Genomic DNA, 24,999 nt, shown 5'->3' with positions numbered 1-24,999 from the left:
TGTTTGGGATAATTCTGTTGCTAATTGACGTAATTTTTTAATGTAGAGTACCATATTTCGTATCCTTTTGCATTCATATGTAGACCGTCTTCTACAAAAATATCTTGCTTTACCTTTCTTCCGTCAAGCATAGGTTTCCAGACATCAACATATTTTAACCGTCCGTCCGTTAGGGTCATTTTATCCATCTTGCGGTTTAGTTTTTTATACTTTCTTCTCAGTTTCCATCTAGAAATACTTGGTTTGGCAGAGATAAGCACAATTTCTGTCTGTGGATTGTCCTTAAAGATAAGGTCACGTATTTTAGCAATAGTACTAATAATTTCTTTTGGTCTTTTTTTGCTTTGGATATCATTATCGCCTTCGTAAATAAAAACTTTCTTTGGCTTGTAACGTAGAATAAGGTCGTTAGTAAACTGAAGTAAATCTACAGCCTGTGAACCACCAAATCCTGAATTTATGACTTGGTGATTAGGAAAGCGCTCTTGTAAATCTTTCCAAACACGAATACTAGAACTACCCGTAAAGACAATACTTTCTTTTGAAGCGTCATAAAGAGTGTCATATTTTTGACCAATAGCCTTTACTTCATCTGTAAACCCACTTTGTGCGTTTGAGATAAAACAGGCAAGAAGGAAGATGATAAAATATACTTTCATTTATTCAGATTTTGAAGTTGAGGTAATTCCTTGAGAAACTGACCAATCATAAAAACGCAGAATCCAATTATCCGCGGGTAAACCTTGTTTTTTCATTCCAAAACCATGACCGCCTTTAGCGTACATATGCAACTCCGGTGTATGACCGGCCTTCATCCAAGAATTATAAATTTCAATACTTCCCGGTGCAAGACCTAGAGGGTCATCACTAGCACAGATTACCAGCATTTCGGGCGCATTTTCTGGTGCTTCTTGAACAGGATAAGCACTAGTCCAAGCGTACACAGGAACAATAAAATTAGGACGGTCTTTATCTGTGTAGTTATAAGCTACACCCATAGTAACAGCACCTCCGGCAGAAAAGCCCATAAAGCCTATTTTGTTTGGATCTAATTGATATTTTTCTGCGTTTTCTCTAATATAAGAAACAGCCGAAAGTCCATCGGCAACAGACAATGGTAAAACGGGGGCCACTCTTTCACCTATTCGCTCAGGGTTGGTTTGTCCTTCATCACTAACTTCTTGCACAGCATCTTCACCAGTTGGTACAAGACGGTACTTTAAAACGAATGCCGTTATTCCCTTATCTGCAAGCCATTTGGCAACGTCTCTTCCTTCGCTATTAATACTATGCGCGTACAAAGCACCACCAGGAGCTATTATAACAGAAGTGCCATTAGGGTCCTCAGGTTGAAAAATCTGTAGAGTGGGAACAGATACATTAGTGACTACTTCTGTATTCCAAATATCTGAGAAGTATTGTTTTTCTTCATGTGTCCATTTTACGGTCTTACTTTTTTCATAGGGTATTTCTATGAATTCTTGGGCGCAACCAATTTGTACGATTAGAAAGAAAACAAATAAAAAGCTTAATTTTTTCATGAATATATTTTATTACTTAAACAGAAACAGCAAGATAAGCCAAAGCAGCTACAAAACCACCAAACAAAGGAGCTACCACGGGAATCCAAGCATAGCCCCAGTCGCTACTTCCTTTTCCTTTTAAAGGTAAGATAGCATGGAGTAATCTTGGACCAAAATCTCGTGCTGGATTAATAGCATAGCCTGTTGGACCTCCTAAACCAAAACCTATACCCATTACTAATAAAGCTACAGGAAGTGCATCTAACGAGCCAAGTGAAATAGCTTCCTCTCCAAATGTACCACCAGCAATAAAGAATACACCAAAAACTAGAGTAAAGGCACCAATAGCCTCTGTCATAAAATTCCAAAAAGGACTCCTAATGGCCGGAGCAGTGCAAAAGGTAGCTAAAATAGCTCCTTGGTCTTCAGTAGCATCATAATGTTTTTTATAAGTAAGCCAAACCATAAAGTTACCCATCATAGCACCTAAAACTTGGGCTAACATATAACCGGGTACTAACCCCCAACTGAATTTTCCTGCCGTTGCTAATGCAAGGGTTACTGCAGGGTTTAAATGGGCATGGCTAACATCTGCACTTACGTACACTCCTATAAAAACGGCTATACCCCATGCTAGTGAAATTCCTGTCCAGCCGGTATCAGGACCCTTGGTCCCTTTTAATACCAGATTAGCAACAACACCATTACCGATAAGTATAAGCAAGGCTGTTCCGATAAATTCATAGAGGTAAATGAGCATAATTGAGTTGTTTTAGTTGGTGAAAAGATAGTAAAAAAACAAAGTTTTGTGGCTGTTGAGAGCGCATCAAAACAATGTGTAATGAATATATTATGTTTAATGATTTGATTTTAAGAAACTTCTCTAGCAAATAGGCTAAACATTAAATTGTTGAAGATGATGGTCTAAATGCTTGTAGAAAAGAACATTCCATTCTTGTGAAGTAAGTGGTCCAAAAGCATGAGATTCTTTGTTTTGGAAATGCCCAGCGCCCAGTTGCTGAGTCTTTTCTAGATGAGCAACAAGTTTTTGTTTTTCGGATTCAAAATCTCGCTCATCGGTTATTAGAAACTCAGGAGCGGTACGGATATTTCTTTTATAAGGTTTAGGCCCAACAACCATTTTTTTGGCAATTAGTTTGATCATAAACTTCTTGAAACCTGTGGGTTTAGGATATTGGTCCGTATAGGTCATGTCATAAGCAACGTTGCAATGAGCCATCATTTGGCCTACACTCATTCTTCCCCATAAATTAGTGCTTTCTGAGTTGAGGTTATTAATGCGCGAAACCAGTTCGCTTACATCGGTTTGGTCAAATACATTTTTCATGTCGCCTATGGTTTTAAAGAAGGCCTTAGTCTTAAAGACCTGACGGAAAGATATTAAAAAAATGAACCCTTTTGTTCTCTTTTGTTTGATATATTCAGGCTAGAATAGCAATTTGAAAAAAAATAAGGGAGTTAACAAACATTTAAGATGATACAGTTTGTGCACATTAAAGGTGTGCATTAGTTTTGCAGCCAGATGAAAAAAAGCTTCTCAAAATATTTTTTATCTCTAAGTATACTTATTCTAGGCGTTTGCGGTCAACTGACTGCAAATACAGCTTATAGCACTGTCACAGATATAAGTATAGAGCATCAATCGGAAGGAAATAGTACTACCGTTGAGCCCGAACAGTATATTCCATCAGGTTTAAGATCATCTACTTCTGAAAAACAACGCAACAGTAAAATTGAAATTACTGACGAACAGGAGGAAGAGGAGGAAAGCGAACCAACAGTATCCGAAAAAAGGTTAAAAGAGTATGCCTCTTTACATTTGCTTTCTACATTTTACCAATCAGGTTACTTTTTTCACCTGATTAAAAATCAATTTACTTTTTACCAACATATTACTTACCTGTCTACTTATAAGACACTTCATCTTATGTTCAGCGTTCTACAGCTGTGATTTAAGGCTACGTTCGACATATACTACTGTCGGGCTTTTCTTTTTTAGTGCCATGCGGAAAATAAGGCACCTTAAAAAATCACCTTAATGATGTTCTAAGAGCATCTACATAAACCATTATCTAAACTAAAATATTAAGTTATGAGAAGAATCTTCATGCTCATGAGCTTGTCTGTGTTGTTATTTCACTCAAGTTGTAAATCAGAAAAAAAACACAAAGAAGCAGAAACAAAGTTCCTAGTTACCAGTCCATTAAAAAAAGATACTGTTGTTACCAATGAATATGTTTGTCAAATACAATCTATTCAGCACATAGAATTACGATCACAAGAAAGAGGTTTTTTACAAAAAGTATTTGTAGATGAAGGCCAGTTTGTAAAGAAAGGGCAATTGCTTTTTCAAATTATGCCCAAGCTTTATCAAGCAGAACAACAAAAGGCAAAAGCAGAAGCTGAAGTAGCTAATATTGAATACCTAAACACAAAATCGCTAGCAGATAGTGATGTTGTTTCTCAGAATGAGTTGGCAATGGATAAGGCTAAGCTGGATAAGGCGAATGCAGAGTTGGCCTTAGCACAAGTGCATTTAGGATTTACCGAGATACGAGCTCCTTTTGATGGAATAATTGACCGGTTCCTTGTGAGACCAGGTAGTCTTGTAGAAGAAGGGGAGTTACTTACCAGCCTATCCGATAATAGTAAAATGTGGGTGTACTTTAACGTATCCGAACCTGAATATCTGGATTACAAGACAAATCTAAAAGATGATACCAAGGCCACAGTAAATTTATTGATGGCCAATAATAGGCAATTTGAACATTCAGGAATAGTTGAAACTATAGAGGCAGATTTCAACAATGAGACCGGTAACATTCCGTTTAGAGCAACTTTCAATAATCCAGATGGCTTGCTTAGACATGGGGAGACAGGTAACGTTTTAATGCCTGTACCATTAGTAGATGCATTAATTATTCCACAGAAAGCCACTTTTGAAGTGCTTGATAAAAAATATGTTTTTGTAGTTGATGATGCAAATAAGGTGTCTTCTAGAGAGATTACCATATCTGCGGATATGGAAGATCTTTACGCGGTAAGCGAAGGATTGAAAGAAGGCGACAAAATCTTGCTAGAAGGTTTGCGTAAGGTTAGGGATAATGATGAGATATCCTTTGAGTTTGAAAACCCCGATGAGGTTATCGCTCATTTAGAACTGTACTCAGAATAATCTAACGTAAAAAAATAGCAAGAATATGTTTAATAAATTTATAGAAAGACCAGTGCTATCCATTGTGATATCACTGTTCATAGTGTTCTTGGGCATGCTTGCCATCAAGACACTACCCATATCGCAGTTCCCCTCTATTGCACCACCAAGGGTAAATGTAAGTATTGCCTATCCTGGAGCCAGTGCAGAGGTATTGGTTAATTCGGTGTTGATTCCTATGGAGAAATCCATAAACGGAACGCCCGGAATGAAATATATGACTTCTGATGCTACTAGTGCTGGTGAAGCTACTATTCAGGTTATTTTTGACTTGGGTGTAGATCCAAACCAGGCTGTTGTTAGTGTTAAAAACCGTATAGAACAGGTTACCAGTAGACTACCTGAACTGGTACAACGGGAAGGTATTATTATTTCAAAGGCACAACCTAATATGTTAATGTATGTCAACCTTTATAGTGAGGATGAGCATGCAGATGAAAAATTTCTTTACAACTATGCTAACGTAAATATCCTACCGGAATTAAAACGGATTAAGGGTATTGGGATGGCAAAAATATTAGGTAGCCGTCAATACGCTATGAGGGTTTGGTTGAAGCCGGACAGAATGCGTGCTTATAACGTTTCTACCGAAGAAGTAATGGAAGCGTTGCAAGAGCAAAGTATTATTGGTTCTCCTGGTAGATTAGGCCGTAGTTCTGGTAAACGCTCGCAATCGCTTGAGTATGTATTGACCTATGAAGGGAGGTATAATGAGCCAAAACAATATGAAGACATTATCATTAAATCGAATTCTGATGGCGAGATTTTATACTTGAAAGATGTTGCAGATGTTAATTTAGGGAGTGAATTTTACGATATCTATTCCAACCTAGATGGGCATCCTTCTGCAGCAATTACCCTAAAACAAACAGCGGGTAGTAACGCGAACGATGTAATTAAGGCAGTTAAAGAAAAATTAGAGGAAATTAGAGGTGATAATTTCCCTAAAGGGATGAACTATGAAATCAGTTATGATGTTTCTAGTTTCTTAAATGCATCCATAGAAAAGGTAGTGCATACACTTGGTGAAGCTTTCATATTGGTGGCTTTAGTGGTGTTTATCTTCTTGGGCGATTGGCGTTCAACCTTAATCCCAACTATTGCGGTACCGGTTTCATTAATTGGGGCCTTTTTCTTTATGCAGTTATTTGGGCTGACGATTAACCTTATTACGCTTTTTGCATTGGTTCTTGCCATAGGTATTGTGGTAGATAACGCTATTGTGGTGGTAGAGGCCGTTCACGTAAAGATGGAGGAGGATAATCTCTCGCCATTTAAGGCCTCAAAAATGGTGGTTCACGAAATTAGTGGAGCTATTATTGCCATAACCTTGGTAATGACAGCGGTGTTTATTCCGGTGTCGTTTATGTCGGGTCCTGTTGGGGTTTTTTACAGACAGTTTGCAATAACAATGGCAACTTCTATTGTTATTTCTGGGATTGTAGCTTTAACGCTTACCCCAGTGCTTTGTGCCATGATATTGAAAAATAACCATGGTGTAGCAAGGAAGAAAACTCTACTGAATAGGTTTTTAGATGGATTTAATACTAAGTTCGAAAAAGTAACAGGCAAGTATACCAACTTCCTTAAAGTGATAGTGAACAGGCGATCCGTAACTTTTGGTCTGTTGATTGCTTTTTGTGTGGGTATATTTTTTACAAGTAAGACATTACCAACAGGGTTTATTCCTAATGAAGATCAGGGAATGATTTATGCTATTTTGCAAACTCCTCCAGGGTCTACTTTAGAGCGTACAAACGAAGTATCTCGTAAACTACAGATGATTGCAGAAGAGATACCAGGTATTAAATCGGTTTCTGCATTGGCGGGTTATGAAGTATTGACGGAAGGTCGTGGTTCAAATGCGGGTACTTGTCTTATTAATTTGGAGAACTGGTCTGATCGTGAAATGTCATCGGTAGAAATTATAGAAGAGTTAGAAGAAAAGGCGAAAGACATACCAGGAGCGACTATTGAATTTTTTCAACCACCAGCAGTACCGGGTTATGGAGCAGCAGGTGGATTTGCTTTGCGTCTGTTAGATAAAACAAACTCTAGCGATTATAAGGCTTTTGAAAAAGTAAACGATGATTTCATGGCTGCACTTAGAGAGCGTAAAGAATTGTCCGGTCTGTTTACCTTCTTTGCTGCAAACTATCCGCAGTATGAACTAAAAATAGACAACAAACTGGCCATGCAAAAAGGGGTTTCTATTGCCAAGGCAATGGACAATTTGTCTATTCTTATCGGTAGTACCTACGAACAAGGTTTTGTACGTTTTGGTAGTTTCTTTAAAGTATATGTTCAGGCATCTCCGGAGTTTAGAAAATTACCGGCAGATGTTATGAAAATGTACGTGAAGAATGACCATGATGAAATGGTACCTTATTCGGCTTTCATGAAAATGGAGAAAAAGCAAGGTCTAAATGAGATTACTCGTTATAACTTGTACACAACTTCTTCTATAAACGGTTCACCTGCTCCAGGATTTAGTAGTGGTGAGGCCATTGAAGCTATACAGCAAGTTGCAGAAGAAGTATTGCCAAGGGGTTATGGTATTGACTGGGCAGGACTTTCAAAAGATGAGGTAGGCCGTGGTAACGAAGTCTTGTACATTTTCTTGATTGTATTGGCATTTGTATACATGATTCTTGCTGCTCAGTATGAGAGTTTCTTATTACCGCTTGCGGTTATTCTTTCCTTGCCGGCAGGTGTTTTTGGTTCGTTTATTCTATTAAAAGTTATGGGACTTTCCAACAACATTTATGCGCAGGTAGGTTTGGTAATGCTGGTTGGTCTGCTGGGTAAAAATGCGGTACTGATCGTAGAGTTTGCGGTTCAGAAACATCAGCAAGGTTTATCCGTTTTAGATGCTGCTATTGCTGGGGCCAAAGAGCGTTTCCGTCCAATTTTAATGACTTCTTTTGCCTTCATTGCAGGTCTTATTCCATTAGTGTTTGCAACCGGGCCAGGTGCAATAGGTAACCGTACCATTGGTACAGCTGCTGCGGGTGGTATGATTGTAGGTACTATTTTCGGTGTAATCGTTGTTCCCGGGCTTTACTATCTGTTTGGAACAATTGCAGCTAAACGAAAACTGATCAAGTTTGAAGATGAGAATCCATTGTCGGAAGATTATGTACACAATGATCCACAACATCCATTGATGGCCGAGTCTATAGCGGATAAATAAACCACTAACGAAATTCAGAAAAATGTATAAAAGAATAATATATATGGGTTTGGGTATAGCATGTCTATCCCTGACGTTTACGTCATGTAAAAGCCCGGCCGCACTGCAAAGAACGGCCAATACCACAACGCCGGATACTTATAATGGTTCGCAAGACTCTACCAATACAGGTACCATTGCTTGGCGAGAGTATTTTAAAGACCCCAATTTGCGCACGCTTATAGATACGGCTTTGGGCAATAACCAAGAGCTGAATATAGTCTTGCAAGAAATTGCGATTGCTAAAAGTGAGGTAAGGGAGAGGAAAGGGGAGTACCTCCCCTTTGTGGGCTTACGAGCAGGTGCTGGATTGGAAAAAGTTGGAAGATATACCAGTCAAGGTGCCAGTGATGCAAATACGGACATACGGCCTGGAGAAGAATTTCCTGAGCCGTTGGGTGATTTCTTAGTTGCTGCTGAAATTGATTGGGAAGTAGATATTTGGCATAAATTGAGGAATGCTAAAAAAGCTGCGGTTACCCGTTACCTGTCTTCTATTGAAGGTCGAAATTTTATGGTGACCAATCTAATTGCTGAGATAGCAAATTCATATTATGAGTTGTTGGCTTTGGACAATGAACTGGCTATTATTAAGCAAAACATAGGTATTCAGAGCAATGCTTTAGAAATTGTAAAACTTCAAAAGGCTGCTGCCAAAGTAAATGAGTTGGCGGTAAAGAAGTTTGAAGCTGAAGTTTTTCATACTAAAAGTTTACAGTTCGAAATACAACAGGAAGTTGTGCAGACGGAGAATAAAATCAACTTTTTGCTAGGTCGTTATCCGCAACATATTGAACGAGATCATCAAGGTTTTGAATATTTGGTTCCGGAAACGGTGCATTTGGGTCTGCCATCTCAGTTGTTGGCTAATCGTCCCGATATTAAAGAGGCAGAACTTGATTTAGTTGCTGCAAAATTAGATGTAAAAGTAGCCAAGGCGCGTTTCTATCCTTCTTTGGGTATTTCAGCAGGAATTGGGTTTCAGTCTTTTAATGCAAAATATTTGCTAGAAACACCAGAGTCGCTTCTCTATTCCCTAGTCGGGGATTTAACTGCTCCGTTGATTAATAGAAATGCGATTAAAGCAGTATACTATGGAGCTAGTGCTAAGCAATTGCAGGCAGTCTACAATTATGAGCAGACTATTTTGAATGCTTATGTTGAGGTAGCTAATCAACTGGCGAAAATTGATAATTTGGAAAAAAGTTATGATTTAAGGTCGAAAGAGGTTGATGCCCTAACGGCTTCAATAGACATATCAAACCGACTATTTAAATCAGCCAGAGCAGATTATATGGAGGTTTTACTAACGCAACGTGATGCGTTAGAAGCAAAAGTTGAGCTTATTGAAACCAAACAAAAACAGATGAGCGCTGTGGTTAATGTATATCGCGCTTTAGGTGGCGGATGGAATTAATTCTTGCTTATTAATACATAAATCCACTTCAATTGAAAAAGCCATTTCACAACTATGTGAAATGGCTTTTTTTTTGTTTTAAGAATAATACTATCGCACCCCGTTCACATTCATTTCTAAAGTATAGGCAGAGTCCATAGCGGTAATGAAAAGTGTTTTCTGGTCGGGTCCACCAAAGGTTACATTGGCAGTCCAATTTTCGGGAACATCTATATGTTCTATTTGTTCTCCTTTGGAATTGAAAACGGTAACACCCTTACCCGTTAAATATAGATTACCCAGATTATCCAATGTCATACCATCAGAACCCATATCCGTAAACAACTTTTTGTTAGATAGGTTTCCATTAGCATCAACAGTATAAACAAAAGTCTTTTTAGCTCCTATATCCGAAATGTAAAGCATTTTACCATCTGCTGATCCAATAATACCGTTAGGTTGCTCAAAACCTTCAGCAACTATCCTAGGAATAGAGTTTCCTTTTATGAGGTAATATACTCTTCGGGCAGTTTGTTCTGGTTCGGTATGTTTCCACCAAGATCTCTTATAGAAAGGATCCGTAAAATAAATTCCTCCAGCTAAATCTACCCAAAGATCATTGGGACCATTCAGTTTTTTCCCTTCGTAGTTGCCTATTAAAACGGTTACATTTTTATCGGGAGCAATGCTCCATAGTTCATTTTTTTCATCTGCAGCAGCTAAAAGGTTGCCGTCATGGTCAAAATAGAGTCCGTTGGCACGCCCTGACGGTTTCATGTAGTCAGAAACTGTATTGGTGGCCGCATCCCATTTTACGATACGGTCATTAGGTTGGTCCGTAAAATAGATATCGCCATTTTTGTCTACAGCTGGGCCTTCCGTAAACTCATATTCATCTGAAACTAAAGTTAGTTTTGCATCTTTGGCAATGATTCCTTTGGAAATATTCTGTTGAGATTTACATGACGAAAGCCCTAAAATAATAAGAGCTGACAAGAAAAAAGTGAGTTGATTTCTTTTCATGTTTATAAAGCTTTAAGGAAGTTCATGTTATGTTTCATACTATCCATAGGCGTACTGGCATATTCTTCTTGTTCTATAAAAATATGTTTTACACCAGAGTCAGATTTGTAGTTCATCATCATAGCTATGTCTAGGCCTCCTTTACCAAATTCAGTGCTTATCTTTTCGTGCATATTCATATCTTTCAAATGCCACAACGGAAAACGTTTAGGGTATTTTTTGAAATAATGTAGAGGGTCTTTTTCTGCAACAATTACCCACCCTAAGTCCAGTTCCATATGAACAAGGTCTGGGTCCGTGTTATCCATTAGAACATCATAAAGTACTTCGCCTTTATCAGATTCAAATTCGTATTCATGGTTGTGGTATCCAAATTTCAATCCCAGTTTTTTACAAGATTCGCCAGCTTTATTAAAAGCTTCGGCTACCTTTTTGTAATTATCAATGTTTTGACCATTGCTAGGAAGGGAAGAGCAAATAACATATTCCTGACCGGATTCTACTGCTTGGCGCATGGTATCATCAAAATCTTTGTCCAAAGCAACATGTCCGCTACAGAGTTCCATACCCAAACTATCACAAGTATCTTTCATTTCTTTTGGAGAGAGACCGTAATAGAGACCTTCTTTGCTACGAGCCGATTCTATTTTTTTAATGCCGATGGAAGCAATTTGTTCTAATGTGCCTTTAGCATCTTTGGCCATTTCATCTCGAAAGGAGTAGAGCTGGACTCCAAATTTTTCGCTGGGAGCAATGGCGAAGCTCATGGAAGGTATGAATAAGGTTCCGGCAGCAGCCAAACCTGACTTTTTTAAGAAATTTCTTCTGTTTGTATGAATCATAATTGGGTATAGGTAAGTCTTTGTAAGGACTTCTAAAATACTCTAAATTTTCGACACGTTAAAAGAAGGGTCTTTGTACTTTTACTCAAATTTTCAGGAATGAATACAAGACAGCAAAAACTAGAGGCATTTGACCGTTTATTGACCATTATGGACGAGTTGCGTGAGCAGTGCCCGTGGGATAAAAAACAGACCATGCAGACTTTGCGCCACCTAACTATAGAGGAGACGTATGAACTTGGCGATGCTATTCTTGAAGATGATTTGGAAGAAGTAAAAAAGGAACTTGGTGATGTATTGCTCCATATTGTTTTTTACTCAAAAATTGGTAGTGAGACCAATAATTTTGATATAGCCGATGTCTGTAACGAGATATGTGAAAAATTAATAAACCGTCACCCTCATATTTATGGTGATGTAAAAGTAACCAGTGAAGAAGATGTAAAACGAAACTGGGAAAACATAAAACTTAAAGAAGGAAAAGGTAAAACTAGTGTTTTGGAAGGTGTACCCAAAGGTTTGCCGGCATTGGTGAAAGCAAGCCGAATTCAAGAAAAGGTTGCTGGTGTAGGTTTTGACTGGGAGAAGCCGGAACAGGTCTGGGAAAAAGTACAGGAAGAACTTTCTGAATTACGGGAAGAGATCAAAGCACAGGACCAAGACAAGATGGAAGCCGAGTTTGGTGATGTCATGTTCGCTATGGTAAATTATGCCCGTTTTCTGAATATAAGTCCTGAAAATGCCTTAGAACGTACTAATAAAAAGTTCATTGGTCGTTTTCAGTTTCTAGAGGCAAAAGCCAAGGGAATAGGAAAAGAATTAAAAGAGATGACCTTAGGCGAAATGGATGTATTTTGGGAGGAAGCCAAATTGGCCGAGAAATAATTCATAAAAAATATGTTAGAAAATAGAAAAGGGTCAAAATCCCTTTTCACCAAAAACCTTATTAAATAGATCAGTTTTGTTTCAACAATACACTAAAGAATTTAGATATAATATAAAGCTCTCAGTACCTGTAATATTGGGTATGTTGGGGCATACATTTGTACAATTGGCCGATAATATTATGGTAGGCCAGTTAGGTACAGCAGAACTAGCAGCAGTTTCCTTGGGTAATAGTTTTGTGTTCGTGGCCATGTCCTTGGGTATTGGTTTTTCAACAGCTATCACGCCTTTAGTTGCAGAAGCAGATGGTGCCGGTAAAAAAGAAGATGCCAAAAGTGCCTTAAAGCATGGTTTGGTTTTGTGTACTGTTTTAGGGCTGTTTCTATTTGGGGTCATATTTATAGCGAAGCCATTAATGTACTCTATGCGCCAGTCCGAAGAAGTGGTGGCATTGGCTATACCGTATTTAGATTTAGTAGCTTTTTCATTGGTGCCTCTAATTATTTTTCAGGCATTTAAGCAATTTTCAGAAGGTTTGTCCCAAACCACATACCCCATGTATGCTACAATTATGGCCAATGTGGTGAATATAACTATCAACTATCTATTGATTTTCGGTTCTTTCGGTTTTCCTAAAATGGGAATCGTAGGGGCTGCTATCGGCACCTTGGTTTCGCGGGTTTTAATGGTAGGTTATATCTGGTATTTACTCAGAAGCAAAAAGAAATTTCATGACTATGTAACCGGATTCGATTTTAAGAAGATAGAGAAAAAGGTTATCAAAAAAATTGTAGACCTTGGCTTTCCATCGGCTTTACAAATGTTTTTTGAAGTTGCCATTTTCACTGCAGCCATATGGCTTAGTGGTGTTTTAGGAAAGAATGCTCAAGCAGCAAACCAGATAGCATTAAATTTAAGTAGTATGACCTTTATGTTTGGTATGGGATTGGGTATTGCCGCTATGATCCGCGTAGGAAACCAAAAGGGATTACGGAATTTCGTAGACCTGAGGCGTATTGGGCTATCTATATTCTTGCTTACGTTTTTGTTAGAAGTGGTTTTTGCCGCTTTATTTTTATTGGGCAGACATTGGTTTCCAACCATATATTTAGATTTAGACGATGTAATGAATATTTCGGATAATACCGAGGTAATTGCCTTGGCCGCAGAACTTCTTTTGGTAGCTGCTTTTTTTCAGATATCAGATGGCGTACAAGTGGTAGTATTGGGTGCATTACGCGGATTACAAGATGTAAAAATCCCAACACTTATAACCTTTATAGCCTATTGGGCAATTGGTTTTCCCGTAAGTTATTACTTAGGTTTGCATACGGAACTTAAGAGCACTGGTATATGGATAGGTTTGCTTACAGGACTAAGCGCATCGGCGGTTATGTTGTATATTCGCTTCAATTATTTGACTAAAAAGTTAATAGTAAATTCATAAAATGGAATTCCCAAAATTTTTGTTAGGTGATAATACAGATTATCCCACGGCCATATTTGTAGTACATACTGAATACCCAAGGTTCATAATCAATTTAGAGAATGATGAAGTAGAGTGGTTGGAAGACTTTTCTACAGAAGATGAAAAGGAATTAGAATCTGAAGCTGAGAGTCTTATAGAACAAGCCGGCGAATTTTATGACCGTGAGGTGGCCAGATACGAAGAATAATTAAAGAAGATGTGGCAAGAACTTATTCAACAAGATAAAGAACTCTTCCTTTTTCTAAACAATTTAGGGACCTCTGACTGGGATGGTTTTTGGCTGTTTATTTCGGACAAGTTTAGTGCCATACCCTTGTATGCTGCCCTATTATTTTTAGCTTACAAAACCTATGGGTTAAAAAAGACTTTAGTCCTTTTGGTTACGGTTGTATTGTTAATTGTTGTTACCGATCAACTAGGTAACTTCTTTAAATATGGAGTACAGCGTTTGCGACCATGTCATGACCCAGATTTGGATGGCTTGGTAAGATTGGTGAAATCATCTTGTGGAGGTAAATTCGGTTACTTTTCTGCACATGCGGCAAATAGTTTTGCAGTAGCATTTTTCTTTACTTTAGTGCTGAAGCATAAATATGCTTACATAGGATTTTTCTTGATGTCTTGGGCACTTCTAGTTGCTTACAGTAGAATCTATTTAGGCGTTCATTTTCCATTAGATGTGTTAACGGGTCTTCTAATAGGGTTGTTTTTTAGCTGGTTATTTTCTAAGTTGTATATATTTGCAATAGAGAAATATCTGTATGATATCGAACCTTAGGTATTGGTCTTTATTAATGTTAATTGTTCTGGTCTACGTGGCCGGAATGTTTGTCACCCTCTTTGAAGCAGATTCTGCTCAATTTGCCGTAATGGCAATGAGAATGGTTCAAGAGAACGACTTTGTTAACCTTATAAAAGGTGGTGCGCAGTATCTTGATAAGCCACATTTACACTTTTGGCTTGCTGCTTTTTCCTTTAAAATTTTCGGATTATTTGATTGGGCATATAGAATACCCGCCATACTGGTTACTTTATTAGGGGCTTATAGTTGCTACGGGTTAGGTAAGCTACTTTATAATACCAATACGGGGAAATTGGCAGCTTTAATTTTCCTAACTGCACAAACCATAGTATTATCGGTAATAGATGTTAGGACTGATGCAGTTCTTACGGCTTTCACCATTTTATCTATTTGGCAATTTGCTACTTACATTGAAAAACGGACTTTAATTTCCATTATAATAGGAGGGTTGGCAGCAGGTTTAGCCTTTTCGTCCAAAGGCCAGATTGCTCTTTTTGTAATTGGTGTGGCCATTATTTGTCATTTGAGCTATACCAGAAAATGGGAAAGTTTATTTAGTTGGAAAGTTTTGGTGGGTCTCGTTTTTTTTGGAATAGCTATAGCTCCAATGTTGTATGCTTATTATCATCAGTTTGATCTACATCCAGAAAAGGTGATACGTGGAACTGCAAACCGCAGCGGTATTCTGTTTATATTTTGGGAACAGAGTTTAGAACGTACCGGAGGAGTTATGGGGGAGACTTCTAAAGACTATTTTTTCTTTTTTCATACCTTTTTATGGATTTTCATTCCATGGACGATTCCTGCGCTCTTTGCGGTAGGCTCTCGGGTCAGAACATTGTTTAAATTGAAATTTACTTATAATCCAAAGTTTGAATTTTTGACTTTGGGTACGATTGCTATCTTTTTTATAGTAGCTAGTCTTTCTCAGTTTAAATTACCTCATTACCTGAACATAGTAATTCCTTTATTTGCTGTACTCACTGCATCGTACATAAATGATTTAATCAGATTTGATAAAAAAAAGCCTCTTAGGATACTTTTAGGCTCGCAGTATTTTATTCTTAGTATAGTATTTACGGCAATTTTATTCATCTGCTTTTATGTATTCAAGTTCGAAAGGGTTATCGCTTCGGTTCTTTTGATTGTTTTGCTCATGGTCATCATTTATTTCTGTTTAAAAAGAGAAGCACGTTTTCTACGGATTATGACTATATCAGTCTATAGTTCTTTGCTCTTAAATTCCGTATTGAATCTTCATTTTTACCCTGAGCTTTTAAAATACCAGGCGGGTTCTAGTATGGCGGAAGTAGTGTCAGAAGAGCAAATACCTGTAGATCAGATTTATCGCATATCTGATTTTAATACATGGGCGTTAGATTTTTATAACCGGCATCCTGTGCGGCATAAATCATTAAAAGCTATTAAAGGCAAAAAAGATATTTGGATTTACGTAAATGATATAGACTTGCGAAGAGTTAAAGATGCCGGTCTTGATTGGGACCAGCAGTTTACTGAAAACGATTATCAGGTTTCAATGCTTAGTAAAGACTTCTTGAACCCTTCTACTCGAAAGAGAGCATTAAAGAAAATGCATCTTATTCACATTCGGTAAAAATAGTTTTAGGAATTACTAAAAGGTATCTATGATTTTATTTGGTCTCCAACCGCCACGTTCTTAATTCTATAAGGACGCTTATTCTGTGATTCATAATAGGTGCGTATCAATAGCTCCATAACGATACCAATAGTAAATAATTGAATCCCTGCTAGTATAAACATCATACCAAATGTTAGTAATGGTCTAGAACCGATGTCTTCTCCTAGTCCAAATTTAACCACCAATAGATGTGCGTTTATAATTAGACCAATTAATATCAGTACAAAACCAAAAATACCAAAGAAGTGAATTGGTCTTTGGAAATACTTTCTGATGAAGAGTAGTAACATGATGTCTGCCACAACCTTAAAGATACGCTCCAAACCATATTTTGATGTCCCTGCATGTCTGGCATGATGTTTCACGGGTACTTGTTTGATACGCGCTCCCTCAAAATGTGCCAATAAGGTGATAAACCGATGCATTTCTCCGTAAAGGTTCAGTTCTTTTGCTGTTTCTTTAGTAAAAATTTTTAGGGCACAGCCATTATCTTTTATATCGAGCTTGGCCGTACGGCGTATTAAGGCATTAGCTATTTTAGAAGGAATTTTTTTTACGAACGAATCTTTTCTTTCTGCGCGAATACCAGTAACAAGATCATAATCTTCGTTTACTACATACATCAACATCTTGGGGATGTCACTCGGGTCGTTTTGCATATCACCATCCATGGTAATGATATATTCACCCTCTGCATAATCAATACCTGCTGCTAAAGCCAAACTTTGGCCATAATTCCGTTTAAGACTAATGAGGTGTACTTTCTCATCTTTCATGTTTTTGATAATTTTTCGAGTACCATCAAAAGAAAAATCATCTACATAAATAATCTGGTAATCGTAACCAACCAAGCTCTCGTGTATTCTGTCTGTAAGAAGAACAACATTTTCGGACTCATTAAAGACCGGTATAACAATAGAAAGAAGGGATGTGGTAACTAAATCCATCAGATTAAAAGAAGTTTAGCTCGCAAATTAAGCTAATTATTTAAGAGCGGGTTTTAAAAATTGTTATCAATTGGTCTGCGGCATAAAAAGGTGAGATTTCTTTAGAAATTACCTGTTCAACATAACTGCCTATTTCTTTTGATATTTGGGAGTCACTAAAAAAATCTGATTTAAGTCTTTCTTCAATAGCTTCAAAAAGCCAGTTCTTATTTTGTTGTTTTCGCTTTTCGTTAAAATAGTCGGTCTTTTTACTTTTATCAATATAACCGCTAATGATTTCCCAAACTTCTACAATACCTGTGTTTTCTATAGAAGAGCAGAAAGACACTTTTGGTCTCCAGCCATTTTCTTTTGGTGGGAATAATTGTAAAGCACCTTCAAATTCGCTTTTTGCAATTTTTGCTTTGGCTAGGTTATCTCCATCTGCCTTGTTAATGACAATACCATCTGCCATTTCAATAATGCCTCTTTTTATTCCCTGTAGCTCATCGCCTGCACCTGCCAATTTTAAGAGTAGAAAAAAGTCTACCATGCCATGAACGGTAGTTTCATTTTGCCCAACACCCACGGTTTCTATCAAAATAATAGAAAAACCTGCTGCTTCACATAAAATAATTGATTCTCTTGTTTTGCGGGTGACGCCACCTAAAGATAAACCAGAAGGAGATGGGCGTATAAAGGCATTGGGGTCTTTTGCTAAAACTTCCATTCTAGTCTTGTCTCCTAAAATACTACCTCTACTTTGGCTACTTGTAGGGTCTACGGTAAGTACAGCTACCTTATTTCCTTGTGAAGTTAACAGTTGGCCAAACGTTTCTATAAAAGTACTTTTGCCAACACCTGGCACACCGGTTATACCAACACGAATGCTTTTAGTTGGGCGCTTTAAACATTGGGTAACGACCTCGTTGGCCTCCTCAATATGTCTTTTATTATTACTCTCGACTAACGTGATTGCTCTACCAAGAGCGGTTTTATCGCCTTTACATAGAGCTTCAACCAATGTGGTAGGGTCAACAGTATTTTTTCTCTTCTTTTGAATTTGAGAAATACCCTTTGGATCTGTATTTTTATTTTTCTCCAAACTTATTTACTAATTGGTACTTTAATTAGCGTTCTGTCCCAAGAAATAAGCATGTAGAGTTGATTTTGCATATCGAAATCTATGGTAAAATTTTCTATCGTTTCCGCTGTTTGCTCTGTTGGTATTTCAATTTCAACCACATCTTCTTCAGGAACTCTGTTGGTTTCTTTTCCTCCACTGAGAATACTTACACCCCAGTCCGGTATGTTTTTGTTAAATATTATAGACCAACTTTGGCGGCTGGGTCTAGTCCATAATGAGTAGGTACCGGCAGGAAGATTTTCGCCAGCTATTTTTATATCGTTAGTAGTAGAAAAGGTAGTGGGTTCGTTCGCTCCCGTCCGCCAAACGGCATCGTAAGGCACAAGTTCACCAAATATTATTCTATCTTTTTTTGAAGGACTGGAGTAGGTTACTGACAGGTCCATTCCATTTTTTTCATAAGCCACCGTTTTCTCAGGGCTATTTTTTTTTGTTTGCGTTTTCATATACGGGCTTATTACAAAAAAGAATAGAAGGCCTAATACTGCAAACGTGATAAGAGTCCACTTTAAAAATTTCATTGTTTTGCTATTGGTTAATCTAAGTTACGCATTAGGTGTTTAATCCATTCTTTTTTTGACGGGAAAGATGGTTTTCACATTAATTTAATAACTCATTCTATTTTTTTGTAATTGCATGGCTTAACTTGTTCACGTAATCATAAACTTATACGTAATGAAAACTATTTTTAAAACGGAAGCAACGAATACAGGAGGTAGAGCCGGTCATGTTAAAAGTGATGATGGTGCTGTAGATTTAGATATTAAGATGCCTGGCATAAATGGAAAGACAGATGGCAAATCTACCAATCCAGAACAACTTTTTGCAGCGGCTTATTCAACCTGTTTTGCAGGAGCGCTTCAAGCAGTTTCAAAAGATCTTGGTGTAGATGATTTGGGCGATTTTAGCGTAACGGCTATTATCGGTTTTAATAAAGATGAAGATGGATTTTTTATTGATGCTACATTAGATTGCCTTTTACCTACCGTAGATAAAGAAAAAGGAGAAGAGCTAATTAATGCAGCTCATGAAATATGTCCTTATAGTAAAGCTACAAGAGATAATATTACCGTTGAACTTAATTTAATGGTAGAAGAATAGAATATGCTTTACATAAAAAAAAACCTAAGAAGTCGTACTTCTTAGGGCTTTTTTTTGCTATGTAACCGAAAAGTGATATTTAGATATATTACTATATTCTTCACCAGGTTTTAAAACCGAACTTGGAAAGTTAGGCTGATTTGGTGCATCGGGAAAATTCTGTGTTTCAAAACAAATACTAGGGAATTCTGGTGGTGTATAAACAACAAGAGCAGGCTGGTTGGTTTGCACGGTCATAGTAATACCAGACCTTTTAGACTTGACCCGAGCTGCTAAATTGGTTTTGGGATGGATAGCGAATGGTATATCTAAAGGTGTATTTCCAATAGGTCTTTCTTCTAGAAAATTATAGGGAGTCCCTTTTACTGATACAAAATTTCCTGTAGGCAGTAAATCTTTACCGCTTTCGGTAAAATGTGTACAGTTCATTTGCAACAGATAATCTGCTATACCTTCTCCGTAATCTAATTTAAAATAAGTATGATTGGTTAGATTCACAACCGTTTTACGGTCAGTCTCCGCCTTATGTTCAATGACTAAGGCATTGTTTTCTAACTTATAAGTTACGGTAACTTTTAAATTGCCTGGGTATCCTTCTTCTAGGTGCTTGCTTACATAAGATAGTTTTATGAAAGGTTCTGGGCCGTAATTGACTTCTTCAAATTTCCAATTTTTCTCTGCAAAACCTTTTTTTCCACCATGTAAATGAATGCCATTTACATTATGTAAAGGATAGCTTTGTTGGTCTAAAACAAAACCACCTTTAGAAATTCGGCCAGCGTATCTTCCCACACAGGCACCCAAACACTTCTTATCATTTTCATAAGCGCTAGGGTAGTTGAGACCAACAACTACATTTGTGTAGTTTCCGTCAGTTCCTTTAACTAATAATTTTTGAATTACAGCACCGTAATCTAGAACGATTAGGATAATGTTTTCGGATTGTATAGTAACTTGTTTCAAATGTATCTAATTAAAATCTTTACAAAATTATGTGTTTTTTGCAACACAAGCGTATTTCTTTCGTCCTTATAATAGAATAGATTCAAAACAGACAACGAAACCCGACCAATGTTTCAGATTGACGTAGTAGAACAGTGTAAAAATAATAACAGAAAAGGACAGCTGAAACTTTACCGGCAGTACTGTGATGGTATGTTCTGTTTGGCTATGCGGTATGTTAAAAATACTGATGATGCAGAAGATGTTTTACAAGAGTCTTTTCTAAAGGCTTTCCAGAGAATAGAGCAGTATGAGGGCAATGTTACGTTTGGTGCGTGGCTTAAAAGAATAGTAATCAATAAATGTATTGATTTTTTAAAGTCGAAAAAACATGAAACTATTGAATTTGAAGAGCGTCATCTGCCTGTGACGGAAGATGAAGATTGGTCTGTAGATGATGGTGTTACAGTAAAAGAGATTAAGGCCGCGATGCAAGAATTGCCAGAAAAATATAAATATGTAGTTATGATGTATTTGTTAGAAGGTTATGATCATGGCGAAATATCGCAAATATTAAGTCTAACAGAAACCACTTGTCGGACTAGACTTTTACGAGGAAAAGGATATTTGAAGCAATTACTGAAAGAAAAGAATTATGGCGCAAGATATTAGGAAAATTTTTGGGAACGAAGAGGAGGAGGGTAGACCAATTTTAAAAGCTGGTCATGAAGAGCGTTTTCTTAAACGTTTGGACGCAGAACTGCCGGAGCAAAAGAAAAAGAAGTTACCCTATTTGAAAATTGCGGCTTCAGTCATATTGCTATTGGGATTTGGAAGCTACTTTTTTTGGCAAGAAAACTCATCTGTTCCCGAAGAAATCGTAGTTGAGAAACAAACAGAAGTTACGCCAGTAGAAAAGTTATCGTTGGGAGACCTTTCGCCTGACTTAAAAAAAGTGGAGAATTATTATATGGCCAGCATCAATCTAGAAATTTCAGGATTGGAAGTTTCGGATAAGAATAAAGCGCTAATAGATAGTTTTATGGGAGAGTTGAGTGAATTGAATTACGAATACGGAAGGTTGAGCAAAGAGTTAAATGAAATAGGTCCAAATGACCAAACGATTACCGCAATGGTTAAAAACCTACAATTACGCCTACAGTTATTGCATAGGCTTAAAGAAAAGTTGAATCAATTAAAATCATCAAAAAATGGAGCAGTTACAGAGACTAGTGTTTAAGTCCCTAACGGTTGCCCTATGCCTCATCAGCATAGGGGCCAATGGGCAAAAAAAGGAAAGAGTAAATACAGAGAGTTTTAATGTTGAAGATAATGCCATTCTGGACATCAATACCAGTTATACTGATATTGAGTTTGACACATGGAATAAAAATCAAGTTAGCATTGAAACTACTATTCAGTTAGAAGGAGCAACAGATAAAGAGGCAGAAGCCTATTTTAGTAAGGAAGGTTTCTCTATCATGGGGAACAGTAAAAAAGTTGTAGTTACTAGCCATAACGATAACTCATGGTCAACAAATTCATTTGTTGATGTAAACGATTTACATATTGAAATTCCTGAAGTACCAGAGTTTGATTTATTTGAATTCGATTTTAATCTTTCAGAGTTAGCGGAAATGCCAATGCCACCCGAATCACCTATGCCGCCAGCTCCGAATCCAAATTTTGACCACGAGGCTTTTGAAAGAGAGGGGGAGGTCTACCTTAAAAAATGGCAAGAAGATTTTCAGAAAAATTTTGGAAAGCCCTATGAAAAAAGTATGGAAGAATGGCATCAAAAAATGGAAGCAAAACATGAGAAGGTACGTGAGCGGCATGAAAAAGAGTTAGAACACAGAATGGAAGCCAAAAAAGAACTAATAGAGTCAAGGTTAGAAAAGAGAGCAGAGCGAGAAGAAAGGAAAGCAGAGGCCATGGAAGAGCGCATGGAGGAGGAAATAGAACGAAACCAGAGGCAGCCTTCAAATACTTTTTATTATAAAAGGGGAGGGGAAAGTAGAAAATACAAGGTAAAGAAGACTATAAAGATTAAAATGCCCAAATCGACTAAGATAAAAATGAATGTGCGGCATGGTGAGGTGAAACTAGCGGGACATACCAATAATATGAACGCTACGCTTTCTCATGCAAAATTATACGCTGCAATTATAGATGGGGATGAGACCAAGGTTGCGGTTTCGTATACCCCTATTAGCGTCCAAAAATGGAATTATGGACAATTGCGAGCGGACTATTCCGAGAATGTTGACCTAGAAGAAGTTTTTAACCTCCGGTTAAGTTCTAGGTCTTCTGAGGTGACGATAGAAAACCTTATGAAGACGGCTTTTGTGACCCATAATTTTGGTTCGCTATTTATTCATAATGTAGCCGATGATTTTGAAAATCTTGATGTTACCCTTCAAAATGCAAAATTTGAATGCAGTCTACCTGAAGTAGAAGCAAATATTTATATGAACGGAACTGCGTCTGAATTCGTAGTTGCTTCTAAACTGAAATTAGATAAAACTACCAATCAAGGTAGTGTGGTTTATAAGGGTAGTGTGGGTAATAAGAATTCGATTAAGTCTATAAACATCAATGCGCAATACAGCGAAGTAATTCTACAATAGGTTTAATATTGGCCGCATAATGCTTTTGCTCAAAAAAAAACAGCCTCAAAGGGCTGCTTATTTTTTTAATTAGAACTTAAGGCACTCAATTAATGAGCATCTTGTTTTAAGTATTCTTTAAAATTTTCTTTGAAACGATTTAATCTTGGAACAGACACATTAGTAATGTATGAGTTTTTAGGATGCTTACGTTCATAATCTTGGTGATAATCTTCCGCATCATAGAATTTTGTAAATTCGGTTACTTCTGTTGTAATGGGAGCACCATCGTAAACATTTTGGTCTTTTAAAGCTTTTATATAACCTTCAATAATCTGCTTCTCTTTATCCGTTTTATAAAATGCAACAGATCTATATTGAGTTCCACGATCTGGTCCTTGACTATTTAGCGATGTAGGGTCATGAGATCCAAAAAATACTTGTACTAGGGCTGTAAACGAAACAATTTCTGGATCATAATAAACTTTAACAGCCTCAGCGTGGCTAGTCATGCCTCCTCCAACTTGTTCATAAGTTGGATTTTTTTCAGTACCACCAGAATAACCTGAAACAACTTCTTTAACCCCTTTTACACTTTCAAATATGGCTTCTACACACCAAAAACAACCACTTGCGAAATATGCGGTTTCAAATTTGTCTAAATCTTGGCTTGTTAGTTTAGCAATTTGTTCTTTTTTCTGTGGTTCTTGACTAGATTTTTTCTTTGCAACATTAGATTGGCAGGAAGTGCCTATAAAAAGTGATATGGTAACAAGTATAGCTTTGAACATCATTCTATTATTTTAATGGATTAGTATGTTTTATATACGTTTCCTTACTAGTAAAGGTTCAAAAAAAATAGGTCTTCAGAGAATTTTCTCTGAAGACCTATTACTATTAAACGTTAAGTTTTCTTATTAAGAACCGATTGTTCCTGTACCGAAAATTTCGATAGCTGAAATTTTTGGTTTGTTAACAGTAGCTTCTAACATAATATTTAATTCTCCATCAATAACTTCAACATCGTACATACGTGTCCCAGCTGATGCAGGACCATCTTCCTTAAAGAGATCGTATCCTGTGAATATTTCCATTTCTTCCATAGAGATGTTGAAGATTCTACTTCCTACTCCTCCTTCTAGACCTTGAGGATTTTCAACACCCCAATAAATTTCTGCAAAATATAGTTTTACTGTATATGTTCCATTGGTAACAGGAATGTCATATGTGGTTGGACCTTTAGACATTGGGCCATCTGCGGAAACTCGTTCAGTTAAAAAGATTTCGTCCATTTCTGTACCTTCTATTTCAGTTACAAAAGGATTTGAGAAAATTTGACTATTAGCACCAAAGTATTGATCTTCTAAAAACGTAACATCCCCGTAAGTCACTTCAGGGCCTCCGCAATTTATTCTGAGCAATGTTGGACCAGCTTCTACCGTTGACTGGGCTGCTTCTTGAGCAGGGTTGGATTCATCCGGGTTAAAAGTTATTTCAACAGTGCTAGTGATAGCTACTGCGTCTAAAGTTCCAGATACCACAATACTTTCTTCTACAGTACCACTTACGGTTGCAGTATAAGTACCGTCTGCGTTGTCTGTAACATCAGTTAAAGTTGACGATCCGGTAGATGATAAGGCAACTACGCCTCCACTTACGGTTAATTTTTTTCCATCGGCATCGGCCAATTGAACAGTTATTGTTGATGTACTTACCCCGTTAGCGTGAGCTGCAGCCGTAGCATCTATGATGGTATTCTCATTTGTTGGGTCTGCAACTTGTGCCGGTTGTGGTTCTGGTTTCGGGTCTGGATCTTGTGTTTGTTCTGTTTCGGTTCCTCCATCATCGCTGCTACAAGCTACCGGTACCATAATGAACGATACAAACAACATTGAAAGCAAAAACCATTTTGTAATTAAATTACGTCTCATAATTTAGGGATTTTAAATTTATCTATTTTCTTTTTCAAAAGAATGTGCAAATTATTCATTTAGATGTATCAGTCCAATAATATTAACTAATAATCGTCAAAAGTATGCTCATGATCGTTGGTTCATCAATTTTGTATGTAAGCTGAATAGTACATACACTGAAAATTATCGTTTTTTATTGTAGGGCACCCAAAATAGAAGAGAGAAGAAGCCTTCCTTTATATATAGATGTTTTTACCGAATCTTAAAGTTGATA

General features: G+C 37.2%; 25 protein-coding genes. 13 read left to right on the top strand and 12 right to left on the bottom strand.

The genetic code is table 11. The annotated features are described in order from the left end of the window. Positions 1–20: 20 nt before the first annotated feature. The 4 genes from HW347_RS19445 to HW347_RS19430 form a co-directional block, all read right to left on the bottom strand. Entirely contained in the window at positions 21–659 is a 639-nt protein-coding gene (locus HW347_RS19445) for a GDSL-type esterase/lipase family protein (protein WP_214613394.1), read from the bottom strand. Continuing rightward, positions 660–1,541 (bottom strand): alpha/beta hydrolase, encoded by an 882-nt coding sequence (locus tag HW347_RS19440; protein WP_214613393.1) that lies wholly within the window; start codon positions 1,539–1,541, stop codon positions 660–662. Between the two features lie 16 nt (positions 1,542–1,557). Then, complete coding sequence (locus HW347_RS19435; protein WP_214613392.1) at positions 1,558–2,283, bottom strand: MIP/aquaporin family protein; 726 nt, start codon at positions 2,281–2,283, stop codon at positions 1,558–1,560. Positions 2,284–2,418: 135 nt separating this feature from the next. Then, positions 2,419–2,871, bottom strand: coding sequence for a DUF1569 domain-containing protein (locus tag HW347_RS19430; RefSeq protein WP_214613391.1), 453 nt, complete (start codon positions 2,869–2,871; stop codon positions 2,419–2,421). Positions 2,872–3,066: 195 nt separating this feature from the next. Between HW347_RS19430 and HW347_RS19425 the strand changes: the two genes are divergently transcribed. The 4 genes from HW347_RS19425 (at position 3,067) to HW347_RS19410 (ending at position 9,407) form a co-directional block, all read left to right on the top strand. Then, positions 3,067–3,495 (top strand): hypothetical protein, encoded by a 429-nt coding sequence (locus tag HW347_RS19425; protein WP_214613390.1) that lies wholly within the window; start codon positions 3,067–3,069, stop codon positions 3,493–3,495. A gap of 141 nt (positions 3,496–3,636) precedes the next feature. Then, positions 3,637–4,719 carry an efflux RND transporter periplasmic adaptor subunit gene (locus HW347_RS19420; protein WP_214613389.1) on the top strand — a complete coding sequence of 361 codons (1,083 nt, stop codon included), beginning with the start codon at positions 3,637–3,639 and terminating at the stop codon, positions 4,717–4,719. A 25-nt stretch (positions 4,720–4,744) separates the two neighbouring features. Further along, positions 4,745–7,951, top strand: a complete 3,207-nt coding sequence (locus HW347_RS19415; protein ID WP_214613388.1) for an efflux RND transporter permease subunit — start codon at positions 4,745–4,747, stop codon at positions 7,949–7,951. A gap of 22 nt (positions 7,952–7,973) precedes the next feature. Then, entirely contained in the window at positions 7,974–9,407 is a 1,434-nt protein-coding gene (locus HW347_RS19410; protein ID WP_214613387.1) for a TolC family protein, read from the top strand. Positions 9,408–9,497: 90 nt separating this feature from the next. On the opposite strand, the gene HW347_RS19405 is transcribed toward HW347_RS19410, so the two are convergent. Continuing rightward, positions 9,498–10,409 (bottom strand): SMP-30/gluconolactonase/LRE family protein, encoded by a 912-nt coding sequence (locus HW347_RS19405; protein WP_214613386.1) that lies wholly within the window; start codon positions 10,407–10,409, stop codon positions 9,498–9,500. Positions 10,410–10,411: 2 nt separating this feature from the next. Further along, a complete protein-coding gene (locus tag HW347_RS19400; RefSeq protein ID WP_214613385.1) occupies positions 10,412–11,251 on the bottom strand; it encodes a sugar phosphate isomerase/epimerase family protein in 840 nt (279 codons plus the stop codon). A gap of 99 nt (positions 11,252–11,350) precedes the next feature. On the opposite strand from HW347_RS19400, the gene mazG reads away from it, so the two are divergent. The 5 genes from mazG to HW347_RS19375 all read left to right on the top strand — a co-directional run bounded on the left by mazG (position 11,351) and on the right by HW347_RS19375 (position 16,042). Then, positions 11,351–12,136, top strand: a complete 786-nt coding sequence (gene mazG, locus HW347_RS19395) for a nucleoside triphosphate pyrophosphohydrolase (protein ID WP_214613384.1) — start codon at positions 11,351–11,353, stop codon at positions 12,134–12,136. Positions 12,137–12,212: 76 nt separating this feature from the next. Continuing rightward, positions 12,213–13,583, top strand: a complete 1,371-nt coding sequence (locus tag HW347_RS19390; protein ID WP_214613383.1) for an MATE family efflux transporter — start codon at positions 12,213–12,215, stop codon at positions 13,581–13,583. A gap of 1 nt (position 13,584) precedes the next feature. Next, positions 13,585–13,812, top strand: a complete 228-nt coding sequence (locus HW347_RS19385; protein ID WP_038238904.1) for a hypothetical protein — start codon at positions 13,585–13,587, stop codon at positions 13,810–13,812. Between the two features lie 9 nt (positions 13,813–13,821). After that, positions 13,822–14,403: a phosphatase PAP2 family protein gene (locus HW347_RS19380; RefSeq protein ID WP_214613382.1), complete on the top strand. Its 582-nt coding sequence runs from the start codon at positions 13,822–13,824 to the stop codon at positions 14,401–14,403. Further along, a complete protein-coding gene (locus HW347_RS19375) occupies positions 14,387–16,042 on the top strand; it encodes an ArnT family glycosyltransferase (RefSeq protein ID WP_214613381.1) in 1,656 nt (551 codons plus the stop codon). The genes HW347_RS19380 and HW347_RS19375 overlap by 17 nt, the downstream gene beginning before the upstream one ends. Before the next feature lie 29 nt (positions 16,043–16,071). On the opposite strand, the gene HW347_RS19370 is transcribed toward HW347_RS19375, so the two are convergent. Genes HW347_RS19370 through HW347_RS19360 form a run of 3 tightly spaced genes read right to left on the bottom strand, consistent with a single transcriptional unit; the run spans position 16,072 to position 18,606 of the window. After that, positions 16,072–17,034, bottom strand: coding sequence for a glycosyltransferase family 2 protein (locus tag HW347_RS19370; protein ID WP_214613380.1), 963 nt, complete (start codon positions 17,032–17,034; stop codon positions 16,072–16,074). 40 nt (positions 17,035–17,074) lie between these two features. Beyond that, entirely contained in the window at positions 17,075–18,118 is a 1,044-nt protein-coding gene (meaB, locus tag HW347_RS19365) for a methylmalonyl Co-A mutase-associated GTPase MeaB (RefSeq protein ID WP_214613379.1), read from the bottom strand. 2 nt (positions 18,119–18,120) lie between these two features. After that, positions 18,121–18,606, bottom strand: a complete 486-nt coding sequence (locus HW347_RS19360; protein WP_225901994.1) for a DUF2911 domain-containing protein — start codon at positions 18,604–18,606, stop codon at positions 18,121–18,123. 229 nt (positions 18,607–18,835) lie between these two features. Here HW347_RS19360 and HW347_RS19355 point away from each other — a divergent pair, with 229 nt between their 5' ends. Next, positions 18,836–19,261 carry an organic hydroperoxide resistance protein gene (locus HW347_RS19355; protein ID WP_214613377.1) on the top strand — a complete coding sequence of 142 codons (426 nt, stop codon included), beginning with the start codon at positions 18,836–18,838 and terminating at the stop codon, positions 19,259–19,261. A 57-nt stretch (positions 19,262–19,318) separates the two neighbouring features. On the opposite strand, the gene HW347_RS19350 is transcribed toward HW347_RS19355, so the two are convergent. After that, a complete protein-coding gene (locus HW347_RS19350; protein ID WP_214613376.1) occupies positions 19,319–20,224 on the bottom strand; it encodes an aldose epimerase family protein in 906 nt (301 codons plus the stop codon). A 108-nt stretch (positions 20,225–20,332) separates the two neighbouring features. Here HW347_RS19350 and HW347_RS19345 point away from each other — a divergent pair, with 108 nt between their 5' ends. From HW347_RS19345 to HW347_RS19335, 3 genes are read left to right on the top strand one after another with little or no spacing between them, the layout of a single operon-like run. Beyond that, on the top strand, positions 20,333–20,875 hold the full coding sequence (locus tag HW347_RS19345) for an RNA polymerase sigma factor (RefSeq protein WP_214613375.1): 543 nt from the start codon (positions 20,333–20,335) through the stop codon (positions 20,873–20,875). Beyond that, positions 20,859–21,443 carry a hypothetical protein gene (locus tag HW347_RS19340; protein WP_214613374.1) on the top strand — a complete coding sequence of 195 codons (585 nt, stop codon included), beginning with the start codon at positions 20,859–20,861 and terminating at the stop codon, positions 21,441–21,443. The genes HW347_RS19345 and HW347_RS19340 overlap by 17 nt, the downstream gene beginning before the upstream one ends. Next, entirely contained in the window at positions 21,415–22,833 is a 1,419-nt protein-coding gene (locus tag HW347_RS19335) for a hypothetical protein (protein WP_214613373.1), read from the top strand. Before HW347_RS19340 ends, HW347_RS19335 begins: the two co-directional genes overlap by 29 nt. Before the next feature lie 89 nt (positions 22,834–22,922). Here the strand turns inward: HW347_RS19335 and msrA are convergent, their stop codons facing one another. Both msrA and HW347_RS19325 read right to left on the bottom strand, forming a co-directional pair. Next, positions 22,923–23,603 (bottom strand): peptide-methionine (S)-S-oxide reductase MsrA, encoded by a 681-nt coding sequence (msrA, locus tag HW347_RS19330; RefSeq protein WP_394370293.1) that lies wholly within the window; start codon positions 23,601–23,603, stop codon positions 22,923–22,925. Positions 23,604–23,729: 126 nt separating this feature from the next. Further along, on the bottom strand, positions 23,730–24,743 hold the full coding sequence (locus HW347_RS19325) for a malectin domain-containing carbohydrate-binding protein (RefSeq protein WP_214613371.1): 1,014 nt from the start codon (positions 24,741–24,743) through the stop codon (positions 23,730–23,732). Positions 24,744–24,999 lie beyond the last annotated feature (256 nt).

Source organism: Zobellia barbeyronii, assembly GCF_018603515.1.
Lineage (GTDB): Bacteria > Bacteroidota > Bacteroidia > Flavobacteriales > Flavobacteriaceae > Zobellia > Zobellia barbeyronii.
Note: the sequence above shows the minus strand (reverse complement) of the source record. Positions and strands in the feature narration are given on the sequence as shown.